22 protein-coding genes are annotated in these 23,578 nt (G+C 46.9%); all 22 read right to left on the reverse strand.

Translation table 11 applies throughout. The features are described 5' to 3' along the window. Positions 1-5: 5 nt before the first annotated feature. Entirely contained in the window at positions 6-1,130 is a 1,125-nt protein-coding gene (locus A136_RS21050) for a protein-glutamate methylesterase/protein-glutamine glutaminase (protein WP_017060664.1), read from the reverse strand. Between the two features lie 13 nt (positions 1,131-1,143). Beyond that, complete coding sequence (locus tag A136_RS21055) at positions 1,144-3,336, reverse strand: chemotaxis protein CheA (protein ID WP_017064112.1); 2,193 nt, start codon at positions 3,334-3,336, stop codon at positions 1,144-1,146. Between the two features lie 9 nt (positions 3,337-3,345). Beyond that, entirely contained in the window at positions 3,346-4,077 is a 732-nt protein-coding gene (locus A136_RS21060; protein ID WP_017064113.1) for a protein phosphatase CheZ, read from the reverse strand. 105 nt (positions 4,078-4,182) lie between these two features. After that, entirely contained in the window at positions 4,183-4,551 is a 369-nt protein-coding gene (gene cheY, locus A136_RS21065) for a chemotaxis response regulator CheY (RefSeq protein WP_016767062.1), read from the reverse strand. A 42-nt stretch (positions 4,552-4,593) separates the two neighbouring features. Beyond that, positions 4,594-5,328 (reverse strand): RNA polymerase sigma factor FliA, encoded by a 735-nt coding sequence (locus A136_RS21070; protein WP_017060667.1) that lies wholly within the window; start codon positions 5,326-5,328, stop codon positions 4,594-4,596. Beyond that, positions 5,321-6,208: a MinD/ParA family protein gene (locus A136_RS21075; RefSeq protein ID WP_017060668.1), complete on the reverse strand. Its 888-nt coding sequence runs from the start codon at positions 6,206-6,208 to the stop codon at positions 5,321-5,323. The genes A136_RS21070 and A136_RS21075 overlap by 8 nt, the downstream gene beginning before the upstream one ends. Positions 6,209-6,221: 13 nt before the next feature. Further along, the gene (gene flhF / locus A136_RS21080) at positions 6,222-7,784 is read right to left on the reverse strand and encodes a flagellar biosynthesis protein FlhF (RefSeq protein WP_029235190.1); all 1,563 of its coding nucleotides are present in this window, start codon (positions 7,782-7,784) and stop codon (positions 6,222-6,224) included. Between the two features lie 27 nt (positions 7,785-7,811). Further along, positions 7,812-9,911 carry a flagellar biosynthesis protein FlhA gene (gene flhA / locus A136_RS21085; RefSeq protein ID WP_017064115.1) on the reverse strand — a complete coding sequence of 700 codons (2,100 nt, stop codon included), beginning with the start codon at positions 9,909-9,911 and terminating at the stop codon, positions 7,812-7,814. Positions 9,912-10,121: 210 nt separating this feature from the next. Continuing rightward, on the reverse strand, positions 10,122-11,252 hold the full coding sequence (gene flhB, locus A136_RS21090) for a flagellar biosynthesis protein FlhB (RefSeq protein WP_017064116.1): 1,131 nt from the start codon (positions 11,250-11,252) through the stop codon (positions 10,122-10,124). Positions 11,253-11,261: 9 nt separating this feature from the next. Next, complete coding sequence (gene fliR, locus A136_RS21095) at positions 11,262-12,044, reverse strand: flagellar biosynthetic protein FliR (RefSeq protein ID WP_017060672.1); 783 nt, start codon at positions 12,042-12,044, stop codon at positions 11,262-11,264. Positions 12,045-12,050: 6 nt separating this feature from the next. Then, positions 12,051-12,320 (reverse strand): flagellar biosynthesis protein FliQ, encoded by a 270-nt coding sequence (gene fliQ, locus A136_RS21100; RefSeq protein ID WP_029235191.1) that lies wholly within the window; start codon positions 12,318-12,320, stop codon positions 12,051-12,053. 11 nt (positions 12,321-12,331) lie between these two features. Continuing rightward, the gene (gene fliP / locus A136_RS21105) at positions 12,332-13,261 is read right to left on the reverse strand and encodes a flagellar type III secretion system pore protein FliP (RefSeq protein ID WP_017064117.1); all 930 of its coding nucleotides are present in this window, start codon (positions 13,259-13,261) and stop codon (positions 12,332-12,334) included. Continuing rightward, positions 13,248-13,688 carry a flagellar biosynthetic protein FliO gene (gene fliO, locus A136_RS21110; RefSeq protein ID WP_017060675.1) on the reverse strand — a complete coding sequence of 147 codons (441 nt, stop codon included), beginning with the start codon at positions 13,686-13,688 and terminating at the stop codon, positions 13,248-13,250. The genes fliP and fliO overlap by 14 nt, the downstream gene beginning before the upstream one ends. Further along, positions 13,688-14,098, reverse strand: coding sequence for a flagellar motor switch protein FliN (gene fliN, locus A136_RS21115; protein WP_004739851.1), 411 nt, complete (start codon positions 14,096-14,098; stop codon positions 13,688-13,690). The genes fliO and fliN overlap by 1 nt, the downstream gene beginning before the upstream one ends. 29 nt (positions 14,099-14,127) lie before the next feature. Continuing rightward, positions 14,128-15,174: a flagellar motor switch protein FliM gene (fliM, locus tag A136_RS21120; protein WP_017060676.1), complete on the reverse strand. Its 1,047-nt coding sequence runs from the start codon at positions 15,172-15,174 to the stop codon at positions 14,128-14,130. 7 nt (positions 15,175-15,181) lie between these two features. Further along, on the reverse strand, positions 15,182-15,670 hold the full coding sequence (fliL, locus tag A136_RS21125; RefSeq protein ID WP_017064118.1) for a flagellar basal body-associated protein FliL: 489 nt from the start codon (positions 15,668-15,670) through the stop codon (positions 15,182-15,184). A gap of 90 nt (positions 15,671-15,760) precedes the next feature. Further along, positions 15,761-17,890: a flagellar hook-length control protein FliK gene (locus A136_RS21130; RefSeq protein WP_017064119.1), complete on the reverse strand. Its 2,130-nt coding sequence runs from the start codon at positions 17,888-17,890 to the stop codon at positions 15,761-15,763. A 182-nt stretch (positions 17,891-18,072) separates the two neighbouring features. Beyond that, positions 18,073-18,510 carry a flagellar export protein FliJ gene (fliJ, locus tag A136_RS21135; protein WP_017060679.1) on the reverse strand — a complete coding sequence of 146 codons (438 nt, stop codon included), beginning with the start codon at positions 18,508-18,510 and terminating at the stop codon, positions 18,073-18,075. 19 nt (positions 18,511-18,529) lie between these two features. After that, on the reverse strand, positions 18,530-19,849 hold the full coding sequence (gene fliI, locus A136_RS21140) for a flagellar protein export ATPase FliI (protein ID WP_017060680.1): 1,320 nt from the start codon (positions 19,847-19,849) through the stop codon (positions 18,530-18,532). Further along, positions 19,849-20,649, reverse strand: a complete 801-nt coding sequence (gene fliH / locus A136_RS21145) for a flagellar assembly protein FliH (protein ID WP_017060681.1) — start codon at positions 20,647-20,649, stop codon at positions 19,849-19,851. Before fliH ends, fliI begins: the two co-directional genes overlap by 1 nt. Before the next feature lie 124 nt (positions 20,650-20,773). Continuing rightward, positions 20,774-21,835: a flagellar motor switch protein FliG gene (gene fliG, locus A136_RS21150; RefSeq protein WP_017060682.1), complete on the reverse strand. Its 1,062-nt coding sequence runs from the start codon at positions 21,833-21,835 to the stop codon at positions 20,774-20,776. Continuing rightward, entirely contained in the window at positions 21,828-23,570 is a 1,743-nt protein-coding gene (gene fliF / locus A136_RS21155) for a flagellar basal-body MS-ring/collar protein FliF (RefSeq protein ID WP_017064120.1), read from the reverse strand. The genes fliG and fliF overlap by 8 nt, the downstream gene beginning before the upstream one ends. Positions 23,571-23,578: the final 8 nt, after the last annotated feature.

The following is a 23,578-nucleotide window of genomic DNA, read 5'->3' on the forward strand; positions in this document are numbered from 1 at the left end:
TTTACCTAAGCTAACCCAACTTCGACCAAGATCCTTTCCGCGATACGGTCTAGAGGGAGGTCTTCAGTAGAAATGCCAGCTTTTGCTACAGCTTGAGGCATACCATATACAACACAGCTATCTTCGTCTTGTGCCCAAATTGTCGAGCCCGCAGTTTTCAACATACGCGAACCTTCTCGACCATCTGCGCCCATACCAGTCAGGATCATAGACAACACTTTGTCGCCGTAGATCTTCGCTGCAGAGCCGAATGTGACATCCACACAAGGCTTGTAGTTCATGCGGTCGCCGCCATCGATAATTCTTAGACGTGCAGACCCTGCGCGGCCATCCACCATCATCTGTTTACCACCCGGAGCAAGATACGCCACGCCAGGTTTTAACACATCACCGTCTTGCGCTTCGCGAACTTCAATCTTACACAAGGTGTTCAATCGGCTCGCAAAAGCAGCAGTGAATGTTGCTGGCATATGCTGAACTAACACAATTGGGTGTGGATAGTTAGCAGGGATGCGAGTCAAAATCTTCTGTAGAGCAACAGGGCCGCCAGTCGACGTACCAATTGCTGTTAATTGATACTTCTTACCTGACGCTCTGAATTTTGCCGTTGATGCAACCGCAGGCTTCGCTGTCGAAGTCGAAGCTGCTGTTGAAATCGGTTGGCGCAATGGCGTAGATGTTGCAGTCGTCGCAGTCGCTCTCGGCGCAATAGGAGCACGGCGCATAAACGCACGCTTCGCTGCAATCTGAATCACACGCTGTTGAAGCAATGCAACTGCATCGTCGCGGTTACGTGCAATGTCTTCAAACTTCTTAGGAAGGAAGTCGAGAGCACCTGCATCTAACGCATCTAACGTTGCTCTCGCTCCATCATGCGTTAACGATGAAAACATCAAAATAGGCGTTGGAGACGCGGCCATGATTTCACGAACGGCAGTGATACCGTCCATGACAGGCATTTCAATATCCATCGTGATTACGTCAGGTCTTAGCTGTTTCGCTTTTTCAACGGCTTCTTTACCGTTTACTGCTACATCAATGACTTCTAGGCGAGCCTCTGAGTTGATGATCTCGCTAACGCGACGACGAAAGAAACTCGAATCATCAACGACTAATACTTTAATCGCCATATTTATCCTTAAATTAAATTCTTGACGCAGCTGCGTACTGCTTCAACAAGTCCGGCACATCTAGAATCAATGCAATGTGTCCGTCACTTGTAATTGTCGCACCTGCCATTCCTGGCGTGCCTTGCAGAAGCTTATCAAGCGGCTTGATCACGACTTCTTCTTGACCGATAAGCGTATCGACAACAAAACCAACACGTTGGCTACCAAGTTGTACGATAACAACATGGCCGTGCCCTTTACGCAGCTCAACAATACCCGCTTTAGGAGCAAGCCAGTTTTGCAAGTAGAACAACGGAATAGACTTATCGCGAACGATAATCGTCAACTGGCCATCAACCACGTTTGTGCGGCTTAAATCTAGGTGGAAGATCTCGTTTACAGAAGCCAATGGCAATGCAAATGGATGACCGGCAACACCGACCATCAAGGTTGGTAGAATCGCTAGGGTTAGTGGAACCTTGATGGTGATCTTGGTGCCCTGTCCCATTTCTGAATCAATATCAATAGAGCCGTTCAGTGTGTTGATCGCTGTTTTCACAACGTCCATACCCACACCACGACCAGAGATATCCGAGATCTGCTCTTTGCTTGAGAAGCCAGGAGCAAAAATCAGGTTAAAACACTCTTTATTTGATAAGCGAGACGCTGCATCTTCATCCATCAGGCCACGTTTAACCGCGATAGCACGAAGCTTATCAGGGTCCATACCGCCACCGTCATCAACGATAGCCAGTTCAATGTGGTCACCTTCTTGAGAGGCAGACAGAATCACTTTACCCGTTTGTGATTTACCCGCAGCAACACGGTCGTTTGGCATTTCAATACCATGATCGACAGAGTTTCTCACCAAGTGAATCAGGGGATCAGCAAGTGCTTCTACTAAGTTTTTATCAAGGTCCGTTTCTTCGCCACGCATTTCAAGAACGATGTCTTTCTTCAAGCTACGAGCAAGGTCACGGACAACTCGTGGGAAGCGACCAAATACTTTCTTGATCGGCTGCATACGAGTCTTCATTACCGCACCTTGAAGGTCTGCAGTAACAACATCTAAGTTAGAGACAGCTTTCGACATTTCTTCGTCGTTACTGTTGAGGCCTAGGCTGACTAGTCGGTTACGCACCAATACCAGTTCACCCACCATGTTCATGATGGTGTCCAGTGTTGATGTATCAACACGAACTGTCGCTTCAGCTTGTTGCTTCTTAGCCGGCACTTTAACTTCAGCTTTTGCTGGAGCGCTCGGTTTTGGCTCAGCTTTAACGGCAACTGGCGCAGCAGGTTTAGGCGCAGCTTGAGGTGCTACTGCCTTAACTTCTGCTGGCTTAGTCGCGGCATCCAATTCTTCAATCGAAGGTCCATTACCTGAGCCATGTAGTTGGTCAAGTAACTTCTCGAACTCTTCGTCAGTCATCAGATCATCGCCTTCAGACATCGCCGAAACAGGTGCTGCTGGCGGCGTTGGCGGTGGAGGAGGCGTTGAACTTGCCGCTGTCGGGCTCTTACCCGCACCGTGCAATTCATCTAATAACTTTTCAAATTCGTCATCAGTAATATCACCACTGTCAGCAACAGACTGAGGTGCAGCGGGTGCTGGCGGCGGTGTTGGTGCAGAAGGCGCTGTTGGTGAACCACCTTTACCGTGAAGCTCATCAAGCAAGCGTTCAAACTCATCTTCAGAGATATCATCGACTGAAGATGCATTGATGTTTGAGCTTTCAGCAGTAGGTTCCGGAGCAATAACAGGCTCAGGCGCTGCAACAACAGGTTCAGGGATAATAGGTGCAGGCGCTTCTACTGGTGCCACTTCATCCGCAGACTCTGGTTTACAGAGACGGTGAAGTTCATCCAATAAAGATTGGTCGGCTGGCACTAAAGGTTCCTGATCTTGCACGGCGCGAAACTGTACATTGACTGTATCTAGCGCCTGCAGCATGGTATCCATCAAACCTGATGTTACGCTGCGTTGGCCGTTTCGCAGAATGTCGAACACATTCTCAGCACCATGACAAGTATCCACCAGCTCAGTTAATGCTAGGAAACCAGCACCACCTTTTACTGTATGGAAACCACGGAAAATAGCATTTAATAGGTCTTTGTCGTCAGGGTTATTCTCAAGCTCTACCAGTTGTTCTGATAGGAGTTCAAGGATCTCTCCTGCTTCGACTAAAAAGTCCTGAAGAATATCTTCGTCTAAATCGTAGCTCATACGTTACCTTTAAAATCCAAGACTGGATAACAAATCGTCGACTTCATCTTGAGATGCGACAGCGTCTTCGCGCTCTTCTGGGTTCATAATTGGACCTTCAGGCGCAATCGATGCTTTCTTTTCTGACTCTGGAGTTGGCTCTTTTTGATTCGCACCGAATACCGTGAGAATCTCGACCAAACGTCCTTCCACCTCATTCACCAAGGTAATAACTTTGCTGATTATCTGCCCAGTTAAATCTTGGAAATCCTGAGCCATCAAGATTTCAGTCAATTGTCCGCGTAGTTCAGTACTGTCGCCTTCTACTTGGACAAGCAATCCATCAATGCGGTGACATAAAGCTTTAAATTGTGCCAGCTCAATGCGGCCATGCATCAGTTCATTCCATTGAGGCCTTACTTGAAGTAAACACTCGTGTAGGTTGTCTGCGATTGGCATACAGCGATCGACAGCGTCCATCGTCTTATTTGCCGCAACTTCCGTTTTATCAATGACATACTGAAGGCGATCCCTTGCATCAGGGATTTCGTCATTTGCGATAACGCTGATGCGTTCATCGAAATTGAATTGAGTCAAAGAGTCGTGGAGGTCGCGTGTCAGACTTCCTATTTCTTGAAGCATTGGATTGTCTTGAAGACTAAAGTTATCTTCATAAATGCTTCTCACAAGAGAATCAGCATTTTGCTGCTCATCGTTCTCAAGCAGCTCTACTAATTTTTTTGCTTGTTCTAATGAAATCATCCTGAATTCGGCCTTACTCCGCATACTTTGTGCGCTTAGGCTATCGAGATAAACAGATAACTTATCAGTCAGTGTTTACCTAGAAGTGCCTAAATTTATTGATGCTTATAAGCGATCAAAAATCTTATCAAGTTTCTCTTTCAGCGTTGCAGCAGTGAAAGGCTTCACAATGTAACCATTAACACCCGCTTGCGCAGCTTCGATGATCTGCTCACGCTTCGCTTCAGCTGTGATCATAAGCACTGGAAGGTGCTTAAGTTCTGCGTCTGCGCGAATGTGTTTAAGCAGGTCAATCCCTTGCATGCCTGGCATGTTCCAGTCAGTTACCACGAAATCAAATTCGCCTTTTTTCAGCATAGGTAACGCGGTCAAGCCATCATCTGCTTCTTGAGTGTTGTTGAAACCTAAATCGCGAAGTAGGTTTTTAACAATTCGGCGCATCGTTGAAAAATCATCAACAATGAGAATTTTCATGTTTTTGTTCAAATTAGCCTCCACTGAATAGGATCAGTGTTGTTAGTCGTTCTGTGTCCAAGCACTTAACTTAGTGCGTAAACGCTGCATAGATTGGCTCAGTATTTGGCTGACACGAGATTCGCTGACACCTAACACTTCCCCAATCTCTTTTAAATTGAGTTCTTCGTCGTAATAAAGCGAAAGCACAAGGCCTTCCCTTTCCGGAAGTTGTTTTATCGAATCGATCAAAGCTTGGCGGAATGACTCATCAGCAACCCCTTGAAAAGGCGTATTATCTTGAGAGTCTTCATTCGGAGATATTACATCATCTGAGACGCCTAAATCTTCAATTCCAACCAGTCTTGAGCAATTAATGTCAGTTAAAGCACTGTGATACTGCTCTAAACTGAGCCCCATGTGTTTTGCCACTTCGGCATCACTCGGGTCGCGGTTGAGGATACCCTCTAATTCCGCAATTGCACTGCTGATTTCTCGATTGTTCTTATGAACCGATCTCGGCACCCAGTCCCCACGGCGAATGTCATCCAACATTGCCCCGCGAATCCGAATACCAGCATACGTCTCAAAGCTTGCGCCTTTGGTACCATCATAGTTTTGTTGCGCTTCAATCAAGCCGATCATGCCAGCTTGAATTAAGTCATCAACCAATACATTAGGCGGTAATCGCCCCAACAAGTGATGAGCGATACGTTTAACCAACACAGAGTACTTCTCAAAAAAAGCCTGTTGGCTATTGTGATTAGCGTGTTGGTCGTAAGTAAGCGCTTTATTCACCAAATGGTTCCTCTATAAATTCAGTACGATTCAGCAGCCTTTCAACAAAGAACTCCAAGTGTCCGCTCGGTGTTTTTGGTATTGGCCAGGTCAAGGCTTTGTTAGCCAAAGAGCTGATTGCCAATGCAGCTGGAGAGCGAGGAAACGCATCGACTACGATTTTCTGTCTCTTGACTGATTGACGTACTTTATCATCTAAAGGAATACATGCTACGAGTTCGAGGCTCACATTCAAGAAGCGCTCTGTGACCAAAGTCAACTTTGCAAATAATTCTCGGCCTTCGCGGTAGCTTCTGACCATATTTGCAACAACTTTGAATCGCTGAACTTGGTGTTCTCTGCTTAAAAGCTTAATCAAAGCATATGCATCCGTGATCGAGGTAGGTTCATCACATACCACGACAACCACGTCTTGCGCCGCTCTTGAGAAGCTGATCACCATGTCCGAAATACCGGCTGCGGTATCAACCAACAAGATATCCATCTCGTCTTCAAGCGAACCGAATGCGCGAATCAAACCAGCATGCTGTGCGTGTGAAAGTTCAGTCATGCTTTGAGTGCCCGATGTCGCTGGAATAATTTTAATTCCGTGCGGCCCTTCGACAATCGCATCCTTAAGTTCACATTCGCCAGCCAACACATGCCCAAGGTTTCGTTTAGAACGAATACCTAGCATGATATCGACGTTCGCTAGTCCTAAATCGGCATCTAGCACCATGACTTTTTTGCCTTGGCGCGCCATGCAAATAGCCATACCTAACGTCACATTAGATTTACCAACGCCTCCCTTACCACCGGTTACAGCGATAACTTTTGTGAGTGAAGGCTTGGTTAAGCGACGGAGGCCGCTAGCTTGGTCATGTATCATATTTTCATTCATATTTATCCGCCGCCTAGAGCCCTTCAGAATCGCTATTCCAGTAATGAGGTTCATTCTCTGTAGATTTTTCTAATAGCTCATTAGCCTTAGCAATCATGTACTTTGGCTGAGCTATAACGATATCTTCAGGAACTCGTTGACCATTTGCTATGTAAGCAACTGGTAATGCATTTTGTATTACGACACTGATGAATTCACCTAGACTTAGGGATTCATCCAGCTTAGTCATGATGCATCCCGACAACGGGATTCTTCTAAAGTGTTCAATTGTTTCTTGCAGCACTTTGCGTTGCGCGGTTGCAGGCAACACAAGGTAGCTATTGATAACGGAACCACTCTCTTGCATCAATGTGTCTAACTGCTCAGATAGGCGAACATCTCGTTGTCCCATGCCTGCAGTATCGACCAGAATCAGGCGACGATTACGTAACTGATATATTACATCGGCCAGTTCGCTAGAATCTTTAGCAACTCTTACAGGACAACCCATAATTCGGCCGTAGATCGATAACTGCTCATGTGCACCTATACGATATGTGTCAGTTGTCACTAGTGCGACGTTATCAGCGCCATATTCCATGGCAGCACGTGCAGCTAGCTTTGCAACAGTCGTTGTTTTACCCACGCCGGTTGGGCCAAGTAGAGCCACAATACCGCCGCGTTTTAAAATATCTTTTTGTGTAACGGAGATTTGGTCAGCAACCAGAGCTAACAGAGCCTTCCATGCACGTGCAGGTTTAGTATCTTCAGGAATGTAGCAAGCCATTTGATCGGCAAGCTCTGCAGATACACCCATACGTTCAAGGCGCTTAATAAGCATGGCTCTCAGTGGTTCACGGCGCTCAACTTCTTGCCACATCAACCCAGAAACTTGATGCTCTAACAGACGACGAATTGAGGTCATCTCTTCGCGCATCGTTTCCATTTCAGTATCAGAACCTTTGGACTGAGTGTTCTCTCGACCACGATCATAACGGGTAGGATCCAAGCGAGGTGTCGGGCGCTCTACTCTGCGGTCTTCAGCAATCAACTTAGACAAACCCGTTTCACGAGCAAATGCAGAATCAAGATTTCCGTGAGACTGTTGGTTACCGTGAGATTGCTGATGGCCATGAGACTGCAAATTGCTTTGAGTCTGATGACTATGAGGCTTATGGCCCGTGCTTGATTGGCGATTGAGCAATGCTGACAATGAATCTTCATTTTCTGCACGATGCTGTGGCTCATCATCGGCGCCATGACTGTATTGCTTAAGCATATTCGCAAAGCGCTTAGTCATTGAGCGTCCACCTTCAACATTCGACTGTAGGCTAACCTTGTCATCGTCTAGTTGACGTCGCCCAGCAGGAGCTGCGGGCGCGGCCATTTGCGTATATTGGCTTTGTGCAGGCTGCTGAGGTTTATTTAATCTCTGGCTCGCTGTCGACGGGCTGGATTCGCCATCAATAGCGGCAACAATTTCCACGCCACCTGCGACCTTTTTGTTAGACATGATCACCGCTTCTGAACCAAGTTCTTCTTTAACTTGGAGCAGAGCCGTTCGCATATCTTTTGCAAAAAATCGTTTAATTTTCAATTCGATTGTCCGTTCTAATTAGGCGGCTTAATTACCAACAGCTTGTACTATACGTATCTGCTTTTCGTCCGGTATTTCTTGGTAAGACAAGACTCGCAAGCTTGGGATCGTGTTCTTCACGAACTTAGCCAGAGTCGAACGCAACACGCCAGAGGTCAATAGTACCGCGGGCTCACCTTTCAGCTCTTGCTCTTGTGTAGCGTGGCTGAGAGAGGTCTGTAAACGTTCGGCTAAACCAGGTTCAATACCAGCAGATTCTCCGCCGGATGCCTGCATGGTTTGATGCAAGATTTGTTCCAGCTCAGGAATCAAGGTTATCACTGGTAACTCGGGCTCTATACCATTGATTTCCTGAACAATTAATCGTTTCAATGAGATGCGAACCGCCGCAGTAAGTATGTCAGGTTCTTGACTCTTACCTGAATACTCCGACAAAGTTTGGACTATGGTTCGAATGTCACGAATTGGAATCGCTTCATTCAGCAGGTTCTGTAGCACTTTCACAACCACACCCAACTGCAATTGATCCGGTACAAAACCTTCCACCAGCTTAGGTGTTGAGCGGCTGAGCATCTCAAGTAAGTTCTGAACTTCTTCGTGGCCAATGAGCTGCGATGCGTTGTTGGTTAGCAGCTGGCTAAGGTGTGTCGCCAGTACTGTAGAAGAATCTACAACGGTATAACCTAGAGCTTGTGCGTGTTCACGCTGCTCTTCACGAATCCAAACCGCTTCAAGGCCAAAGGCAGGGTCAATCGTCGGCTCGCCATCGATCATGCCATAGACTTGGCCCGGGTTAATCGCGAGCTCCATGTCTGGCTTAATCTCAGCTTCACCCACAGCAACACCCATCAGGGTAATACGGTAGCTGTTTGGTGTCAGTTCTAGGTTATCGCGAATGTGTACCGCTGGGATCAAGAAACCAAAGTCTTGAGACAGCTTTTTACGCACACCTTTAACGCGTTCAAGCAATTCACCACCTTGGTCTCTATCAACCAAAGGAATTAAACGGTAACCCACTTCTAAACCAATAATATCGACAGGTTGAACATCATCCCAAGAGAGCTCCTTCTGAGAGCCTACTTCTCCATTCGCTTCAACTGTCGCCGGAAGGTTAGGCTCTTCCGCCTTCTTCTTGTTCTTTTTATCGATGTAATACGCCCCCGCGCCTGCAACGATGGCAAGGCTCAAGAACGAGAAATGTGGCATACCCGGAACAATACCCATGATGCCAAGGATGGCGGCGGTGATCATCAAGGCTTTTGGATTGTCGAACATCTGGAAGACAAGTTGCTCACCCATATCTTCATCAGTATTTTGGCGCGTTACCATCATCGCAGCTGCAATAGACAGTAATAGAGATGGAATTTGTGCAACCAGACCATCACCGATAGTCAGTAGCGTGTAGATTTCGATTGCTTCACCAAAACCAAGATCAAACTGAGCCATACCAATGCTCAAGCCACCAATGATGTTGATGAATAAGATTAAGATACCAGCGATCGCATCGCCTTTAACAAACTTAGAAGCACCGTCCATCGAACCGTAGAAGTCAGCTTCTTTGGTGACTTCAAAACGTCTCAGACGCGCTTGGTCTTGGTCGATCAAACCTGCGTTCAAGTCGGCATCGATTGCCATCTGTTTACCCGGTAAGGCGTCTAACGTGAAACGCGCGCTTACTTCCGAGATACGACCCGCACCTTTGGTTACAACCATGAAGTTGATGATCATAAGAATCAAGAACACCACTAAACCAACCGCGTAGTTACCACCGATAACCACGTTACCGAAGGCTTCAATCACGTTACCTGCCGCGTCGCCACCTTCGTGACCATGGAGCAATACCACACGTGTCGAAGCAACGTTCAAGGCCAATCGAAGTAGAGTCGCAATCAGCAGGACGGTCGGGAATGCAGCGAAATCTAAAGGCCTGCGGGTATAAACCGATACCAATAGCACAACCATAGACAGTGCAATATTGAAGGTGAAGAACATATCCAACAAGAAAGCTGGAATGGGCAACACCACCATAGCAAGCGTTGCAAGTACCATAACAGGTGCACCAATCGCAGGCATGGCACGGTTAGGGATTTTAGGTAGCTTGTCCACAAAAGGCAGGGAGAATTTCATAAATCTAGACAGTTTCGCTATGTTGTAGCTCTCTGAACAAGTGGATTAGGTCTTAGTCAGGGCTGTTTGCTATGGGCTTATAATGTTCAGGCTACTACAGCAAACACTGTACCAACATCTCACGTCAAATTATCGCCATCACCTCTATAAAAGGAAGATTAGCTAGCTCGCTATTATCAGGGTTCATCACGCAGAGCTCAAGCAATTGATCTAATGACGTAAATCAGGTGGGATCGGCATATTAGAATCTTGTAGCTTTGGTCGCTCACCACCTCGTTTTCGGTACTGTTTAAGCTGGAAAACATATGCAAGCACTTGTGCAACTGCTGTAAACAGACCGTCAGGAATTTGTTGTTCTAGCTCAGTGGTATGATAAAGCGCCCTCGCCAATGGCGGCGCTGGAACGATATAGATGTCATTTTCACGCGCAATCTCTCGGATCTTCATCGCCATGTGGTCGACACCTTTAGCAACCACAATTGGTGCTTTGTCTTGATTCTGCTTATAGCGCAGCGCCACTGAAAAGTGTTCCGGGTTGGTCACAATCACATCCGCTTGAGGGACATCAGCCATCATGCGACGCTGAGCCGCTTCCCTTTGAAGCATACGAATTCGGCCTTTCACTTCCGGCTTACCTTCAGTGTCTTTGAATTCGTCTTTGACTTCTTGTTTGGTCATCTTCAGCTGATCAGCGTGTTGCCAAATCTGGAATGGGATATCAATCGCCACAACAATCAACAAAGAACAACTGATCAACAGAATAAAGTTGAGCAAGATATCCAAGGCATGGAAGATGTTTTGTGGATAGACGTCCATGCTCAGCTGCATTAAATCATGCTGAGAGGCTTGAATCAGATAAATCGCCATCCCCGATACGAGCGCTACTTTAAGAATAGACTTGAGCAGTTCAACCCAACTTTGCAGGCCAAACATACGCTTGATACCACTGAGTGGGTTGAGCTTAGACGCCTTTGGCATCGCCGCTTGCATTGAGAAGTTAATCCCACCGACACCCGCAGCGCCGATGACGGCAGCAACAAACAAAGTTATCAGTATCAAAAACAGCGGGAACAGCAGGTTCACCAGTGCACCACCAGCGATTTCTAGGAGTTTGTTAGTGTCAAAGATCTCGTCGCGACTCAAAGAGAACAGGCGTTGCATCGCCTCGAACAAAGCCTTCGCCATCGATTCGCCAAACCACATTAAAGCAATCGCACCGACAATTAATACCGATGCTGACGCTAGCTCTTTTGACCTTGCAACCTGCCCTTTCTCTTTGGCCTGTTGCAAGCGTTTGGGCGTGGCGTCTTCTGTGCGTTCTTGACCGTCTGACTCTGCCATTTCAGTCTCCTAGCAATCTAACCGGATTAGACGACATATCTGTTGTTCGCCCTGCATCCAGAATAGCTCATAGTGACTATACAAGCCGCCAAGGATGTACCAACAAAGTAACAGACCCACGAGTAGCGCAAATGCAAAACCCAAAGAAAAGATGTTTAATTGAGGTGCCGCACGCGTCATTACACCAAAAGAAAGGTTAATCGTTAGCAGCGCGATAATCCCCGATAAGGACATCGCCAGTGCTGTTTTGAACATGATACCGAGCCACAATGCGAGCTCTCGAAAATCCACAGAGGTTAGAGAGCCACTGCCAATCGGCAAGGTCTTAAAACTAAACACCACCAGCTGCAGCATTTTCAAGTGACCATCGGTCGCCAAAAAAAACATGGTCGCTAGCAGCATGAACAGCTGACCAAGTACCGGCGTATTTTGCCCGTTAGCCGGGTCGACCATTGATGCAAAACCCAAGCTCGATTGCATACCGAGGATCTGACCCAGCATAACAAAGGTTTGAATCATGAACTGGGTAACAAAGCCCATGGCCACGCCAATCACAATTTGCTCGAAGACAGTCAGGAAGCCTTGAAAGGACAGAAGTTCAATCTCTTTGGGAACGGCCGGAATCGCAGGCATCACCGCAAAAGTGATCGCCAAGCCTAAATACAGACGAATACGCGGCGACACGAAGCGTGCCCCTGTTACCGTCATCACCATCAGCATCGCTGAGATGCGAGTGTATGGCCAAAAATAATTGGCTAACCACTCTAGTACAAGGCTCGTTGGGTATTCCATATCGGTTTAATACAGAACTTGCGGCAAGCGTTCGATGAGCTCAAAAAAGAACTCCATCATCATCTGGGTCATCCAGTGTGCGAATAGCATCAACGCCAACAAAGTTACGATCAAACGCGGCAGGAAACTCAGGGTTTGTTCGTTGATTGAGGTCGCAGCTTGGAAAACAGCCACAACCAAACCGATCAGCAGGCTAGGAATAATGATGGCGCAAACCATGATTAATACCATCCAAAGGGCATCTCGGAACAACTCTACGAATATTTCAGGATTCATTATTCCCCCAGCTACAAGGCAAAACTGCCGGCGAGTGTGGAGAGTATCAAGTTCCAGCCATCAACAAGAACAAACAGCATCAACTTAAACGGCAGCGATACAATCATCGGTGACAACATCATCATACCCATAGCCATCAATACCGATGCCACCACCAAGTCGATGATTAGGAAAGGCAAGAACAGCATAAATCCGATTTGGAAAGCCGTTTTTAATTCCGATGTGATAAATGCTGGAATCAGAACCGCCATCGAAACATCTTCAGGGTTAGTCACTTCCGCGCCAGAAATCTCAACAAAGGTTTCAAGATCTTTGATTCGAGTCTGCTTGAGCATGAAGGATTTAATCGGTTTTTGGGCAACATCAAATGCCTGTCGTGCCGATATCTGTTCATTAAGATAAGGCTGAACTGCTTGTTCGTTAACTTGATTAATCACTGGCGACATGATGAAGAAGGTCAAGAATATCGCGATACCAATAATGACTTGGTTAGACGGTGTTTGTTGTAGACCCATCGCCTGACGCAAGATAGACATCACAACCACAATACGAGTGAACGATGTCATCAAAATCACCATCGCCGGCAAGAAGCCAAGCATGGTCATTAACGCGAGAATTTGCAGGTTAATCGAGTAGTCTTCACCGCCATTGGCATTGGTTGTCATGGTAAAGGCAGGTATGCCGCCACCATTGCCAGTCAAGCTGCCCGTGGTCATGGTTGTCGATTTGGCTTGGTCTTGTTCCATCGTGCTGATAGTGACCGATTCCGAGCCAGCGGTATTCGCAGGAATGACGGTGCCGTCTTCAGCTTGTGCAAATACCGACACACTGAATACGATTGAGCATAGGAGAATAAGCTGAACCAACCACACTTTCACCGCTCGGAAAGCTCCGGCTTGGTGAAAGTAAGAGGAGTTCAAAAGTCCGTTACTTGTTTGCATCTTTTTTTATTAGCTGGGAAAGCTGACTTGAAAATGTACTTTTTTCCAGCATCTCCTGAGTAAGAGGTTTATCGAGCTTAGAGATCAGCTGAATCGATTGTGTGGTAATCCCTACCAAGAACTGTTCATCACCCGCTTGCACAATAGCGATACGCTCTTTAGTACCAACAGGGATTTGCCTAACAATCGCCAAACCTTGTTGATTCGACATCGCAGGTACTTGCATTCGCTTGAGTAGCCAAGCAATAAATAAAATGAAGGCTATAACGAAAATTAGCGACCCAAAGGTGGTCGCTAAATCGAGAGAAGGCGGTGTTGCTGCAAAGGCAATGGAAGGAGCCGTTAATAGCCCTACTCCCAAGATTCCTCGTAACAAACCTGTCATTCCGAGAAAAGAGCCCGCAAGTCTTTGAGACAAAAAGCTCATTAACGCAGCTTCTTAATTCGTTCTGTTTGGCTAATAACGTCAGTCAAACGAATACCAAACTTGTCGTTCACCACAACCACTTCACCATGAGCAATCAAGGTACCGTTTACCATCACATCCAGTGACTCACCAGCAATTCTATCTAGCTCAACAACCGAACCTTGGTTCAACTGAAGTAAATTACGGATACTGATCTGAGAGCGACCAACTTCCATCGAAATAGTCACTGGAATATCCATAATGGTATCCAGCTTACGACGCTCATCTTCAGAAATCGGAGATGATGAATCGGTTAGCTCATCAAGTGGTGCCGCAAGCACATCATCAACATCAATTGACGGCGCTGAAGGATCTTCACCAAGTGCTGCAGCCCATTCGTCTGCTAGCTTTTGATCTTCACTAGGTTCCATTACCAATTCCTATACTTTTATCTATTTTACTATTCGTCGTCATCATCACTGTTTTCGAGCTCAGACAATAAGTCTTTACCTAGAAAAGCGAGATCAGTTTTAACCACATGTGGTCTTTGAATTTTTTCCGAAATCTGTACTGCAAGCTTCTCACCAGAACGGCCCATTTTCACACGATAAGTCGGCAGTTCTTCGACAAACATGGTTGCGTGCTCAGGCATGTTCATTGGGATAACATCACCAGGGCGCAGCTCCATCAGATCACGAAGGGAAATATCTTGCTCTAGCAAATTCACGCGGAAATTGACGGGCACATCCATGATCTCATCACGCAGTGCGGTACTCCAACGAACATCGGTTTCCATCTTGTCTGATTGAACACCCGCATCAAGCAGTTCACGGATCGGCTCAACCATGGAGTAAGGCATGACAACGTGGAAGTCACCACCACCGCCATCCACTTCAATGTGGAACGAACTCACAACAATCACTTCGGTTGGGCTCACAATGTTCGCCATACTTGGGTTCACTTCGGAATCCAAGTATTCAAACTCAACCCCCATCACTGGCGACCAAGCTTCTTTGTAATCTTCAAAAACAATTTTCAGCAGTAACTGAATGATTCGTCTTTCAGTAGGCGTGAATTCACGACCTTCAATCTTGGCGTGGAAACGACCATCACCGCCAAAAAAGTTCTCTACGAGAATGAAAACCAGACGAGCTTCCATGGTGATGAGTGCCGTACCTTTCAATGGACGGAAACGAACCATGTTTAAACTGGTGGGTACATACAATGTGTTTTGGTACTCACCAAACTTCATCATCTGTACGCCGTTGATCGACACTTCAGCCGTTTTACGTAACATATTAAACAAGCTGATACGCATATGGCGTGCGAAGCGCTCGTTAATAAGTTCAAGGGTCGGCATTCGACCACGGACGATTCGATCTTGAGATGAGAAGTCGAAATTGACTGCATTGTCATTTTCGGTTTCTAAGACATCTTCAACTTCTTCAACATCATCAACGCCATGTAACAGCGCATCAATTTCGTCTTGGCTTAATAAATCGGTCACAAATTACCTATTGAATTACGAAGTCAGTGAATAACACTTTTTCAATCACAGGCTGGCCAACAGCTTGAGCCAGGCTTGCTTTAATATCTTCTGTTGCCTTATTACGCAGTTCCACGCGGCCTGTTGGTGAGCGCAATTGATCAACCGTTGCCGAAGCGAACGTGGCCAGTAGCGTACTTTCTACAAGTGGAGAGTGGTAACGAGCCAGGTCTTCATTCTTACTGCCACGTACCATGAGCTGTGCTTTTATCTGAACTAGGCGATCTTTTTTGTCACCTGTCACATTAAACAAGAAGGGCTGAGGAATATTAACATACATAACCGGCTCTGCAGCGACCACAGCCGTTGCTGGCTGAGACTGAGATTCAGAGGCGCTATCGTCAGAACCTAAGAAAAAGTACAGCGCACCACCTATACCAAGCAGTAACACAACTACGGCAATAATAATTATAAGGAGCTTGCTCTTCCCTTTAGGTGCATCTTGTTCTGCGGCCATATCTTACTCTAACTTCCTGTTCTTGCGATTAACTGATGGTTCTTTTTATTAACTGGTTTTTTCTATTAACCAAGCGTTCTTAGCCTGATATTAGGCATAATAACTAATTCCATCACGCTTTGATGCGACATTCAATTCAAGATTGCTGCCACTATCAAGGTTTTCATCACCTTGCGTATCATTTGTGCGGTTAGCGCCGGATTGTTGCTCACCATTGTTGTATCTATCTTGTCCCTGACCGGAGTTCTGTTGTTGAACAGACGAATCGGCAAGCTGCAGACCTTGCTGAGCAAGCATCTCTCTCAAGCGAGGTAAGGTTTGTTCAATCACATCTCTCGCTTGCTGATTACTCACCGTAAAGTGCACGTTTGCCACGTCATTATTCATGGTCATGCGGATTTTCATTTGGCCCAATTCTGGTGGGTCGAGACGAATGTCCAAGTTCTTAAGGTTCTTAGACATCATCATTTGTACTTTTTCAGCCACTTGCTCATTGGCTAGCTCTTTGGTGAGCTGTAAGGGCGCTTGTTGAGCAGCTTGAATTTCAGCTCGCGTAGGTGCTGAACCCACCGTTGCCGTACCTTGTGCACCAGCCGCAGAAGCGATCTGCTGAGCAAAGGTCGAATCTTTAGAATCTTCTTTAGCACCCGCTTTACCCAAACCAGACAGTGCTGCTGCACCGGCGCCCGCTTTAAGAAGCGTATCAGTCGAGCCTGCTTTTGTGGCAGCTGGCGTTGCATTCATCGCCATTCCTTGCGCGGTTAAAGCTGGATCCAACGTTGCTTGCTGCTGAGGTGAAGCCACATTAGCTTGTTGAGCTGCGGCCTGTTGGGCTGCATGTGCATTATTGGCGTGCAGCATTGCCGCCTTGTCCGTAAGAGCATTGTTTGCTGATTGAGAAGCGGCCTGCGCTGACACTTGTTGTGTAGCCGTCGCTACAGCTGCTGTTGATGCTGCCGAAGCTAAGGCTTTAGTTTCGCTTGAATCCGTATTATCCCAATCGATAGCAGTGGGTTCACCAGACGCACTGTTCGCAGCCGGAGCTTGACTTAGCAAAGCTGTTACTTGTTGTTGAACGTTAGCGAGCTGTTGATTCAACAGGTCTAGGTTAGAGGTCGCTTTAGCCAAAGCGGCTTGCTCATCAACCGTCAACTTAGCGCCACTTTGTTGCTTATCAAGCAAGCTATCGACAACAGACTGCTCTGATTCGATTTGTCCATTCAATTGGTTTAGCGCTTTGGTATGGGCATCTACTTGCTTTGCCAGTTCAATATCCACGGCTGACAATGCTTGGCTCTGCTCGGCAGCAACCGCACTAGCTGCATTCTTTTGGCTCAGCTCTCGGCTCATACTGGCTTCAATTTGTTCTGGAGTGACGCCTTTATCCATCAACTGTCGAATTTCAGTATCAGTTAGCTGAGAAACACCCTTACCTCCGGTAAGTACAGCGATTTCAGAATCGACTTCAAGGCTCTTCTCTTGATTTGCAGCCTTAGCTTGTTGTGTCGCCTTATCGGTAACGGAAGCTCCTGCATCAGAAGCACCGGTGATATTACCTTGGGCTTGATCTACCTGACCTTGCTGAGGCAAGCCTTTGCCGTTTGGCGCTTGATTTAGAGTTTTGTTTGCCTCATCCAATTGACCAAGCAATTTATTGCCTTCGCTCATCGCTGCATTGGCTTGCGATGCCTGCGTAGCACCATCTACCGCTGATGGACCCTGAGTTTGGGATTGAGCAATATGTTCTTTAGATTCGTTAGTCGTATCCTGCGCATCTTTACCATCTGCCTTATCTGCAACAGTCTTATCAGCGACAGTGCTATCAGTGCCCGAATTGGCTTTGAGCTGAGCCTCAGATCCAGACGCAGCCTCTGCTGATGTTTTATCAGCAGCTTTCTCGCCTTCTACTTCTGAAGCTGCTTGCTTGCTTTGCGCTTCGCTCACTTCGTCAGTAGCCTTTGATTCAGCGGAATCACCTTTGTTCGCTTCGGCTGACGCTTCACCTTCGGTAGATGTCTGTTTAGTATCAGGTTTCGCAGTGCTTTCTGTGTCTTTTGCTGCGACTTTACTGTCACTTTCTTCAAAGCCGAGCGCTTCTTTAAAGGACTCAAAGAAACCTTTAGAGTCGCCGGTTTCTTCTACCTTGGAAGAGGCAGAACCGGTGTCCAACAACGATGACATTTTGTTGGTCGCTGAATTTGAGGAAAGACTAACATTCATATATACAAGCTCTATCTACTAGCTTTGCTGCCATGAATCAGGCAACAAAAAGAAAGTCGGATGCTTTTCATGCCTTTGGTGGGCATAACGCGCAATTTTATATAAAACGGAGCAAGAAACATGCCTATAAGTTCGGTTTTCACAATATAGAGAACAGCACTGACGTCATTCGTGGCTTAGGATCACATCTTCTTTCGGCTGTATAACAGAGTCGAAAACTCATCCATTTGCTTTTGTTCTCTTCGATCTTGCAGCTTTGCTTTCTCTTTCTGCTTTTTCTCCATCAACCACTCGTAGGATTTACGTTTTTTGCGTAACTCCATCCAGTAGCTTTGGCAGTTGTCGACTTGATTTTTAAAGTGGTGCTCGGCTTCTCTCTGTTTGGATAATGTTTCATCCAACTGAGTTAAGAAGCGGTTCAAGTGACCATATTGGCTCGCCGTTAAGCCTGCCTTGCCGCGGTCAACGAGCTGCTGACAGTAATCCAGTCGATACTTTTCAATCTGCGCAACCTGCTCATAGTAGCCTTGCAGCTCAGAGTTCGCTTTGTTGAGCGCAAGTACCGCTTGGTTCTCTTGATCTTTGGCTTGATCGAGCAAAAATTCTAATGCGTTATCCATGACTAACCTTATTCACCCGTTAGCCACCCAATACATGTTTCAACATGTTGACGCACATGTCGTATGGGACGGTCTCTTTCATCTTCTGCTGCAAGTACTCATCCAGTTTTGGTTTCAACGTGAAGGCACTATCGATTGCTGGATCCGTTCCTGGCTTGTAAGCACCAATCGACACCAAATCTTGGTTTTTACGGCAGATAGACAGCACTTGCCTTACCGCTTTCGACATCAAGACATGTTCTTCAGTGGTGATTTGCGGCATAACACGACTGACGGATTTCTCAACATCAATCGCAGGATAATGACCGGCATCAGCCATTTCACGCGACAACACAACGTGACCATCGAGAATCGCTCGCGATGCATCGGCAATCGGATCTTGGAGGTCATCGCCTTCGGTTAACACAGTAAAGAAAGCGGTAATTGAACCTTGTTCATCATTGCCGTTACCTGCTCGTTCCACCAGCGCAGGAAGCTTAGCGAAGACTGATGGCGGATAACCTTTGGTTGCTGGCGGCTCACCCACAGACAGAGCAATTTCACGCTGAGCCTGAGCAAAGCGGGTCAATGAATCCATGAGTAGCAGAACATCTAAACCTTGGTCGCGGAAATACTCGGCGACAGCCAGCGCAGTTTGACAGCCTTTTAAGCGCATCAATGGTGATGAGTCGGCAGGAGCGGCCACAACAACCGAACGCTTACGGCCATCTTCACCAAGAATTTCTTCAATAAACTCTTTAACTTCTCGTCCACGCTCACCGATTAGGCCTACGACCACTACTTGCGCAGTTGTGCCTCGAGTCATCATGCCCAGAGTTACGGATTTACCGACACCAGAGCCAGCAAACAGACCGATACGTTGCCCTTTACCCACGGTTAGCAAACCATTAATGGCTTTCAAGCCGACATCGAGTGGTTCAGAAATCGGTTTACGAGCTAACGGGTTGATTGGCTCCGCATTAAATGAAGCGCGTTGCTCTGTATAGATTGGACCTAAACCGTCGAGTGGATTACCTACGCCGTCGATCACTCGACCGAGCAGTTCCATTCCAACAGGGATACCACTTTCGGTAGTCATTGGCGTGACGCGAGCGCCAGGTAAGATCCCGGTGATTTGCTCACTCGGCATCAAAAAGAGGTTATCGCCAGAGAAACCGACGACTTCGGCTTCCATCTGACCAGACATAGTTTCGACTAAACACAAACTGCCGATTGGCGCTTTACAGCCGGTCGCTTCAAGCGTTAAGCCAACAACGCGTACTAATTTACCAGAGGCAATTGGTCGCGATTTTAGCCCCTCGACTTTGTACTGACTGAGACGATTCGCTAACTCAAGCATTACTCATGACCTTGGTGACGATTTGCGCCGCAGAAATTTTGAATAACGTTCTTTACACGATCTTCCATGCGGTAGTTAACGCTCGACTCACCCGCTTCAATTTGTACATCACCACGGTTGAGTGCTGGCTCTGCGACCAGCGTCCAATTACGGCAGTCCAATTCAGTCTCGCCATACGCAGAGCGAATGATCGCCACATCTTCCGGATTGAGTTTCAATGTGATTGCGTGACCAGAAATCGGCAACGACTCTACCGATTCTTTAACGGTATCTAATATGATTTGTGGATTGGTTTGCACTTCAACATGAACCACTTCTTTGACCATGGTAAGCACCATGTCGACCAATTGCTTCTCCACCTGAGCGTTCATCAACTCTAATGGTTGAGCGAACTGGTTTGCCAGCCCCATGAAGACGGCCACCTGCTGTTGAATGTACTCTTGACCCGCGGTTACGCCTTCAAGCTTGCCGGCTTCGTTGCCTTCTTCGTGACCGGCAGCAAAACCTTCTTCTTTGCCTTTTTCATAGCCTTGCTTAAAGCCCGCCTCTTGGCCTTGATGCAGCCCTTCCTGATAAGCGCCTTGTTTAATCAGCTCGATTTGCTCTTCAGTCAGAACCAGCTCTTCATCTTCAATGGCTTCTTCAACCGTTGGCATCCAACTAGGGTCGTAGTTAAAAGCGGTTTCTTTGGCTTGTTTGCTCACGTCAGAGGTGTAGTCAGGCAGCCCCCATTTCTGAGGTTGGGCAACCGTATTATCTTCTTCAGGGCGAAGGAAGCCGCGTTTTCTATCACCTGACATATCAGTACCTATCTATGAGTGGCTTAACTGTATTGTGAATTCAAGCAGTTAAACTGAGTTAATCTGTGGTTCGAGATTGGATAAAGAAAAGCCCCAACAGTGTGGGGCTTTTGAGATTTCTGTATTAAAGGAACTCGTCGGCGCCACCAGACAGCATAATTTCGCCACTGTCTGCCATCTTCCTCGCGATACCCAAAATCTCTTTCTGAGCCGCTTCAACATCAGAGACTTTGACTGGCGGCATCGCCTCAATATCGTCTCTCATCATATCGGCAGCACGTTTAGACATGTTCTTGAAGATCTTCTCACGTAGACCTTCATCTGCACCTTTAAGTGCTTTCTGTAGAATATCTTGTGGAACATCACGTAGTAGTCGTTGAACACCTTGGTCATCAACTTCAATAAGGTTTTCAAAGACAAACATCAGATCTTGAATCTGTGTTGCCATGTCTTCGTCTTGGTCACGGATTTGATCCATCAAGACGCCTTCCACGTTGTTATCCATGTAGTTCATGATCTCAGCCGCGGCTTTCAGGCCACCAATTTTGGCAGCTTGAGCACCCGCTTGACCCGCGAACTGTTTCTCCATGATTTCATTCAGTTCAGCAAGCGCCGAAGGTTGAACTTCTTCAAGGTTGGCAATACGCATCATCAGATCCAGACGAACTCGCTCTGGGAACTGAGACAGGATCTCAGCCGATTGATCGGCATCGAGGTACGACAACACAATAGTTTGAATTTGAGGGTGCTCGTTGATGATAATGCTCGCCACCTGACGAGGATCCATCCACTTAAGCGAATCCAAACCTTTCGAACCTGTGCCGAGAAGGATTTGGTCAACAAGGTTATTCGCCTTGTCTTCACCCAGAGCAGCAACTAACGCATTACGCATGAAGTCTTCGCTGCCCATACCAATGTTGGTGTACTTCTGAATATCATCTAAGAAAGCACGGTGCACAGCGCCTACTTTCTCTTGGGATAGGTCTGTAGCTCGCGCCATCGCACTACCCACACGCTGAACCTGCTTTGGCTCTAGGTGACGAATAATACCAGCAGCATCTTCTTCATTTAAACTGAGCAACAAGATCGCAGCGCGCTCATCGCCTGAGATAGAGCCGATATCCACGCTAGAGACATCAAGCACTTCACCGCCTTCAGTTTGTTGTGGAACTATTTCGTTAGCCATCTACCATCCAATTCTTAACTACTTGAGCTGCTAGCTCTGGTTCATTCGCTACAAGTGCACGTACTGCTTTCAGCACGTCCTCGTCTTTATGAAGGTTTGGTAAGTCGATACTTGAACCAAATTCAAACAGCTCACCACCTTCAATATCACCACCAATTAAGCTGGTTTCGCCGTCGGCACCAATTGGCATGCCATCAGGTCCGTACATCTGTTCATCGTTGTCTGCTGCTGGGTTAAGCAGTTTCTTCATTGCAGGGCGAACAAGTACCAACACCACCACAATGATAACCAAGGCACTTGCAAACCAACGAACCCAATCATTGAAGTTTGGATGCTCCCAGATTGGCACATCAGCAACAACATCTGTTACTTGAGGTGCAAACTGCATGCTTAATACGTTGAGCAAATCACCACGAGTTTCATCAAAGCCCACCGTACCAATCAGTACTTGGCGAATCGCATTGATTTCGCTCGCCGGGATTGGCGTATGAACCACTTCACCCGTATCTGGGTTCAAGGATTGGCGGTCTTTGATCGCAACAGAAACCGTCTGACGATTAACCGTGCCGCTCTGTTTACGTTCATGACTGATGGTGGTGTCTAGCTCAAAGTTTCGAGTCGCTTCTTTGTGAACAGAGCCTTGACCTGTCATCGCGCCGTCTTTCATCTGAGCCACATCTTGTGGAATTGAGGCATCCGCTGGAGGCTGGTTACTCAACGCACCCGGAATACCCGCCACCGTATTTCCATTGTTGTAATCTTCTAAGGTGTATTCACTTCGAGTCGCCGGTGTATTCGGATCAAAACGTTTTCTGGTTTGCTCCACAGCACTGAAATCGAGCTGGATATCAACCTGAGCGGTGTAGTTACCAAACCCAAGAATAGGAATCAGGATGGAGTCAATTTTTTCACGCAGCGCTTGTTCTTGATTGCGCTCTAACTCGTGTTCTTTACGACGCGCCGCTGACATAGGGTCTTGAGAGCCTGAGCTCAACAATCGGCCATGCTGATCGGTCACCGTAATACGTGAGGTTTTCATTCCCGGAACGGCACTTGCCACCATATCCACAACAGAATCAACTTCTTGCTGCTTGAGGTTAGTACCTGTTTTTAGAGTTAGGAATACAGAAGCAGAGGCTTCTTGATTATGACGTACAAAAACACTCTGCTTCGGCAGGGCCAATAAAACCTGAGCTTTACGCACCTGTTTCATCTGCTCAATGGCTTTGGCAAGTTGTCTTTCGCGGCTTAATTTAAGGCGTTCTTGTTCTAAACGTTGTGATACACCAAAACCCATGTCTTGCATGAGGATGTCATCACCCGCGTTTCGCTCTTGATTCAAACCCGCTCGTACCATATTAAGCTTTAATGAGTTGTACTCACTCGCCGGTACTGAGATGGTATTGCCTTCAAGCGTGTACTGGATCTTTTGCAGATCCAAGTAATCAAGAACGGGGATCAATTCTTCTGTTTCGTAAGCCCCTAATGGACGCATTTCTGGCTCTTTTACCCAGAAAAACAGCATCACAATCAGCGCTACACAGATAGAGATAGAAAGGACTAAGACGACCTGACGAAGTAAATCGAGATCACCGACAGCCATATCGAACTTCGATGAACTGCGTTCACCTAAATCGGGATTTTGCCCTTCTCCGTCTAGCTCAGAGCCTGCAATCAGTGCGTGGTCGTTGCTATCGCTTACGGTTAAATCTGTTGTTTGACTATTATCTGCCACTATTTAAC

This window comes from Vibrio crassostreae 9ZC13 (assembly GCF_000272045.2).
GTDB classification, from domain to species: domain Bacteria; phylum Pseudomonadota; class Gammaproteobacteria; order Enterobacterales; family Vibrionaceae; genus Vibrio; species Vibrio crassostreae_C.